Annotated in this window: 5 protein-coding genes; 4 read left to right on the forward strand and 1 reads right to left on the reverse strand. The window is 67.7% G+C overall.

Translation table 11 applies throughout. The annotated features are described in order from the left end of the window. Positions 1-10: 10 nt before the first annotated feature. The gene (gene mgrA / locus GA0115259_RS18660) at positions 11-1,048 is read right to left on the reverse strand and encodes an L-glyceraldehyde 3-phosphate reductase (RefSeq protein ID WP_093598244.1); all 1,038 of its coding nucleotides are present in this window, start codon (positions 1,046-1,048) and stop codon (positions 11-13) included. Positions 1,049-1,210: 162 nt separating this feature from the next. Between mgrA and GA0115259_RS18665 the strand changes: the two genes are divergently transcribed. From GA0115259_RS18665 to GA0115259_RS18680, 4 genes are all read left to right on the forward strand, one after another. Then, the gene (locus GA0115259_RS18665) at positions 1,211-1,972 is read left to right on the forward strand and encodes an isoprenyl transferase (RefSeq protein ID WP_093598247.1); all 762 of its coding nucleotides are present in this window, start codon (positions 1,211-1,213) and stop codon (positions 1,970-1,972) included. A gap of 336 nt (positions 1,973-2,308) precedes the next feature. Continuing rightward, the gene (locus tag GA0115259_RS18670) at positions 2,309-3,634 is read left to right on the forward strand and encodes a PhoH family protein (RefSeq protein WP_093598250.1); all 1,326 of its coding nucleotides are present in this window, start codon (positions 2,309-2,311) and stop codon (positions 3,632-3,634) included. 385 nt (positions 3,635-4,019) lie between these two features. Then, positions 4,020-4,718, forward strand: a complete 699-nt coding sequence (locus tag GA0115259_RS18675; protein WP_093598264.1) for an aggregation-promoting factor C-terminal-like domain-containing protein — start codon at positions 4,020-4,022, stop codon at positions 4,716-4,718. A 145-nt stretch (positions 4,719-4,863) separates the two neighbouring features. Continuing rightward, the coding region (locus GA0115259_RS18680) for an AI-2E family transporter (protein WP_093598253.1) at positions 4,864-6,127 on the forward strand (1,264 nt) is incomplete at its 3' end.

Raw genomic sequence — 6,127 nt, forward strand, 5'->3', positions numbered from 1 at the left:
CGCCGGAGCGTCAGCCCCGTCCGGCCCAGATGTTTGTCCCCTCGGTGTCCACCGCGAAGCTGTCGATCTCCTTCAGCTCATCGGCGGAGAGCGGTGCCCCGGCCAGCGCCGCGACATTCTCCTCCAGCTGCTTCACGCTCGACGCGCCGATCAGTGCCGACGTCATCCGCGGATCGCGCAGCACCCAGTTCAGCGCGAGCTGCGCCAGCGACTGGTCCCGTCGCCGTGCGATCTCGTTCAGCCCGTTCAGCCGCCGCGTGACCTCGTCCGAGAGCAGATCCGGGTCGAGGGACTTGCCCTGCGTGGCCCGGGATCCCTCCGGAATCCCCTTCAGGTACTTGTTCGTCAGAAGTCCCTGCGCCAGCGGGACGAAGGAGATACAGCCCATCCCGGCCGCCTCCAGCGTGTCCAGCAGACCGTCGTCCTCGGTCCAGCGGTTGATCATCGAGTAGGAAGGCTGGTGGATGAGCGCCGGGACGCCCATCTCCTTCAGCAGCCGGGCCGCCTCCGCGGTCTGCTCCGCGGTGTACGACGACACACCGACGTACAGCGCCTTGCCCTGCTGTACGGCGGAGGCCAGCGCGCCCATGGTCTCCTCAAGAGGAGTATCCGGGTCGAACCGGTGCGAGTAGAAGATATCGACGTAATCGAGGCCCATCCGGTCCAGCGAGGCGTCGAGCGACGACAGCAGGTACTTGCGCGAACCCCATTCACCGTAGGGCCCGGGATGCATGAGATATCCGGCCTTGGTGGAAATGATGAGTTCATCCCGATATGCCGAGAAATCCTGCGCGAAGATCTTGCCGAAATTCAGCTCGGCGGATCCCGCCGGAGGTCCGTAGTTGTTCGCCAGATCGAAGTGCGTGACGCCCAGATCGAAGGCGCGGCGCAGGATGCCGCGCTGCGAATCGAGGGTCCGGTCGTCACCGAAGTTGTGCCAGAGGCCGAGCGAGATCGCGGGCAGTTTCAGGCCGCTGCGTCCGCTGCGCCGGTACTCCATGGAGTCGTACCGGTCGTCGGCTGCGAGGTAAGAGGGAAAATCAGTCACGGTTCATTCCTTATCACGGACTTGTGACAGACCGGGTTGGGTGCCCGTGGGGACCGCGCAGTAATGTGACGGCTTCGGGGTCCCAGGACCGGCCCCAGGACCCCGTCGGCGGACGCGCCGGTCCCGACGCGCCGGTCCCCATCGAATCGAGAGGTGGACTCAGTGAACTTGCGCGACCTGGTGTACGGGCTCTACGCACGCCGGGTGGGAGGCCGCCTCGATCATGCCCAGGTGCCCAAGCACATCGGCGTCATCCTCGACGGCAATCGCCGCTGGGCGAAGGCGTCCGGCGGTACGGCCGAACAGGGACACAAGGCCGGTGCCAGCAAGATCCAGGAACTGCTCGGCTGGTGTTCCGAGACCAATGTGGAAGTCGTCACACTCTGGCTGCTCTCCACGGACAATCTCGACCGTCCCGAGGACGAGCTGATCCCCCTGCTCGGCATCATCGAGAACGCGGTCCGCGATCTGGCCGCCGACGGCCGCTGGCGGGTGCACCACGTCGGCACGCTGGACCTGCTGCCCGGCCGTACGCAGATGGTCCTCAAGGAGGCCGAGCAGGCCACCATCGGCAACAAGGGCATACTCGTCAATGTCGCCGTGGGTTACGGCGGCAGACAGGAGATCGCGGACGCGGTCCGCTCCCTGCTGACGGACCACGCGAACAAGGGCACCACCTTCGAGGAGCTCGCCGAGATCGTCGACACCGACCTGATCTCGTCCCATCTCTACACCCGCGGCCAGCCGGATCCCGATCTGGTCATCCGTACCAGCGGAGAGCAGCGTCTCTCCGGCTTCATGCTCTGGCAGAGCGCCCATTCGGAGTACTACTTCTGCGAAGTATTCTGGCCCGCCTTCCGCAAGGTCGACTTCCTGCGCGCCCTGCGTGACTACGCGGCGCGCCACCGCCGCTACGGAACCTGACCTTCCGCTGCCTTTCGAGGGTCCTCCGTACCCGGTCACGCACCTCCGTCACCTGTGGTTCATCAGCCGTCCGTCATATGCCATGGCATGGCTGCGCGTGTTCGAGGGAATACCTCCCCCAGGTCGATGTCCGAAAGCCAGGTCCGTGGACGTCGCATCTCAGCGGACGGCATGGGGCCGTCCGCCCGGGAGGCCCTTTGCACCAGGACGACCGTGCGGTCAAACGTACGGGCGACATGGAGGGCCGGAGCTCGGCCCGCGCATGGGGCCCGAGCCCGGCCCACCCGCCCGCGACGCCGTCGCACCCCGACCTCATTCGAGGGGGTACGTCCTTCCGTGGTGACCAGCACAAAGCGCCGCATGCCCGACAGGCGCACCTACGTTCTCGACACCAGCGTCCTGCTGGCCGATCCGAACGCCATGTCCCGCTTCGACGAGCACGAGGTGGTGCTGCCGATCGTGGTGATCACGGAGTTGGAGGCCAAGAGGCACCATCCGGAGCTCGGCTACTTCGCCCGGCAGGTGCTGCGCCTGCTCGACGACTTCCGCGTCCGGTACGGCCGTCTCGACGCCCCGATTCCGCTGGGCGACCTGGGCGGCACGATGCGTGTCGAGCTCAACCATTCTGATCCCGGCATCCTGCCCGCCGGCTTCCGTCTGGGGGACAACGACTCACGGATCCTCGCGGTCGCGCGCAATCTCCAGGCCGAGGGATACGACGTCACGGTCGTCTCCAAGGACCTGCCGCTGCGCATCAAGGCGTCGTCGGTCGGCCTCCTCGCCGAGGAGTACCGCGCCGAGCTCGCCATCACCGACTCCTCCGGCTGGACCGGTATGAGCGAGCTGACGCTCGCCGCGGACCAGGTCGATCTCCTCTTCACCGAGGAGTCGCTCTATGTGCCCGAGGCGAGCGAGCTGCCCGTGCACACCGGGCTGGTGCTCCAGTCCGAGCGCGGCAAGGCGCTCGGCCGGGTCACCGCCGAGGGCAATGTCCGGCTCGTCCGCGGCGACCGTGAGGCCTTCGGGATCCACGGCCGCAGCGCCGAGCAGCGCATCGCCCTCGATCTCCTCCTCGATCCCGACATCGGCATCGTGTCGATGGGCGGCCGGGCCGGCACCGGCAAGTCGGCGCTGGCCCTCTGCGCGGGCCTGGAGGCGGTCCTGGAGCGCCGGCAGCACCAGAAGGTGATGGTCTTCCGGCCGCTCTACGCGGTGGGCGGGCAGGAGCTGGGCTATCTGCCCGGCACCGAGGCCGAGAAGATGAGCCCCTGGGCCCAGGCGGTCTTCGACACGCTCTCCGCGGTGGCGGGCCGTGAGGTGATCGAGGAGGTGCTGGGACGCGGCATGCTCGAAGTGCTGCCGCTCACCCATATCCGGGGACGCTCTCTGCATGACGCGTTCGTCATCGTGGACGAGGCCCAGTCCCTGGAGCGGAACGTTCTGCTGACCGTCCTGTCCCGGATCGGGGCGAACTCCCGGGTGGTGCTGACCCATGATGTGGCGCAGCGCGACAATCTGCGGGTCGGGCGGTACGACGGAATTGTCGCGGTGGTCGAGAAACTCAAGGGACATCCGCTTTTCGCGCATGTCACCCTGACGCGCTCCGAGCGCTCGCAGATCGCCGCGCTGGTGACCGAAATGTTGGAGGACGGTCAGATCTAGACCGTATCGCCACGGTTGATGCCGCCCGGCGGAGCGCAACAGCTTAGCCGGGCGGCGCTGTGCCGCGTGGGGCTTTCCTTTTTCTTCCCGGTCAAACGGAGTGTGAGCTTTCCCACGCAACGAAGAATTGCCTCACGGCGTGGCCTTCCGGCAGAGTCTTGCTTCCGTCAGGCCCCGCATGCGGCACACGCGCACCCCCAGTGGTGCGGCACCACACAACTCAACAACTGCCGCCGTATGCCGCCCGTGCACCACGCGGCAGTCCCCGCAAGGGGGTTGCCCACCGGGCCCGTGTCTCCCGTGACCCAGTAGTGCGGAGGCCAGTGCCAGGGGCACGATCGCGCCCGCGAGGTCACCTATGCGGGCGATGCTGGAAGGACACCGTGTGAGCCGGATCTCGGTCCGGGGGTTCGCCGTGGCTTCGGCCACCGCGGTCACCACCGTCGGCGCAGTCGTGGGTGTCGCCTCGGGCGACCCTCAGGTCTCGGACAACGACTTCGAGACAGCAGCAGCCGACCTGACGCTCCTCGCGGACATCCCGGCGGGCCAGCAGGCGCAGGTGCAGACCGCGTCGCTGACCCAGCAGGCCGATGTGATGGCCGCGGAGGCCGACGCGAGCGCCAAGAAGTCCGCGGAGGAAGCGGCCCGTATCCAGGCCGCCAAGGCCGCCAAGGCGAAGAAGAAAGCCGCCGACGACGAGGCCGAGCGCCAGCGCGAGGCCAAGGAGGCCGCCGAGCGCGCGAGCCGTGACGAGGTGCGTTCCGCCACTTCCTTCGCGGCGCAGAGCTCGTACAGCGTGGCGCAGGTCCAGGCGATGGCACGGCAGATGATTCCGGCCGACCAGTACCAGTGCTTCAGCAATATCGTGGACCACGAGTCCGGCTGGAACTACAAGGCGCAGAACCCGTCCTCCGGCGCGTACGGTCTGGTCCAGGCGCTGCCCGGCTCGAAGATGTCCTCGGCCGGCGCCGACTGGCAGACCAACCCGGCGACCCAGATCAAGTGGGGCCTGAACTACATGGACGGCCGCTACGGCAGCCCTTGCGGCGCCTGGTCGTTCTGGCAGGCCAACAACTGGTACTAGCCCGGGGAAGCACACCGGCCCGCCCGGCGCTCAACCTCATGAAGCCCTCCACCGTCCTACGGTGGGGGGCTTCTCCCGTGTACGGTCGATTCGAACATCTTCGGGGGAGTACGTGGGGCGAGGGACGGGGGGACGAGGAAACATCATGTCGAGAGTGCCGGCGTGGCTCAGCCAGATGGGTACGGGACTGACGCGGATGGGTGAACACCTGGACCGGCGCAGGGCCGAGGCCGAGGCCGACGAGGCACCGGTCACCGTCACCGTGGCCGCGCCCGAATCCGCGCCCGATTCAGTTCCGCCGCCTCCTTCGTATGCTCCCGCCGTCTCCGGCAAGCCCGATCCCGTCTCCGCCATCCCTTGGGGCATGAGAGTCGCGGGCGAGGCCGCCTGGCGGCTGCTCGTCCTGGCCGGGATGGTCTGGGTACTGATGCGTGTCATCAGCGCCGTACAGCTCGTCGTCATGGCCTTTGTCGCCGCCCTGCTCATCACGGCGCTGCTCCAGCCCACGGTCGCCTGGCTCAGACGGCTGGGCGTACCGCGCGCGGTGGCCACCGCGCTGACGGCGATCGCCGGATTCGTCCTGATGGGACTGGTCGGCTGGTTCGTCGTGTGGCAGGTCATGGAGAACGTCGACGATCTCTCCAACCGGGTCACGGACGGTATCAACGAGCTGAAGCGCTGGCTGCTCAACAGCCCGTTCCATGTGACCGAGGACCAGATCAACGACCTCGCGAAGAGTCTGAGCGACGCCGTCGGCTCGAACGCCGAGGGAATAACCTCCGCCGGGCTCCAGGGCGTGACGGTGATAGTGGAGCTGCTGACCGGGATCTTCCTCGCGATGTTCTCGACGCTCTTCCTGCTGTACGACGGCAAGAAGGTCTGGCAGTGGTCGCTCAAGCTGGTCCCGGCCCAGGCGCGCGAGGGCGTCGCGGGAGCCGGGCCGCGCGCCTGGCACACCCTGACCGCCTATGTGCGCGGCACGGTGATCGTGGCGCTGATCGACGCGCTCTTCATCGGGCTCGGGCTCTACTTCCTCGAAGTGCCGCTGGCCGTCCCGCTGGCCGTGATCATCTTCCTCGGCGCGTTCATCCCGCTGGTCGGAGCGGTGATCTCGGGCGCGCTGGCCGTGGTCGTGGCGCTGGTGACACAGGATGTGTTCACCGCGCTGATGGTCCTGCTCATCGTCCTCGGTGTGCAGCAGATCGAGGGCCATGTCCTCCAGCCGTTCATCCTGGGCCGCGCGGTACGGGTGCATCCGCTGGCGGTCGTCCTCGCCGTCGCCGCGGGCGGTCTGGTCGCGGGTATCGCCGGAGCGGTGGTGGCGGTGCCGCTGGTGGCGGTCACCAACACCGTCGTCGGCTATCTCCGCGCGTACAGCGCGGAACGGGACCTACGGCACGCGTCCCCGC

It is taken from the genome of Streptomyces sp. MnatMP-M17 (genome assembly GCF_900091995.1).
Lineage (GTDB): Bacteria > Actinomycetota > Actinomycetes > Streptomycetales > Streptomycetaceae > Streptomyces.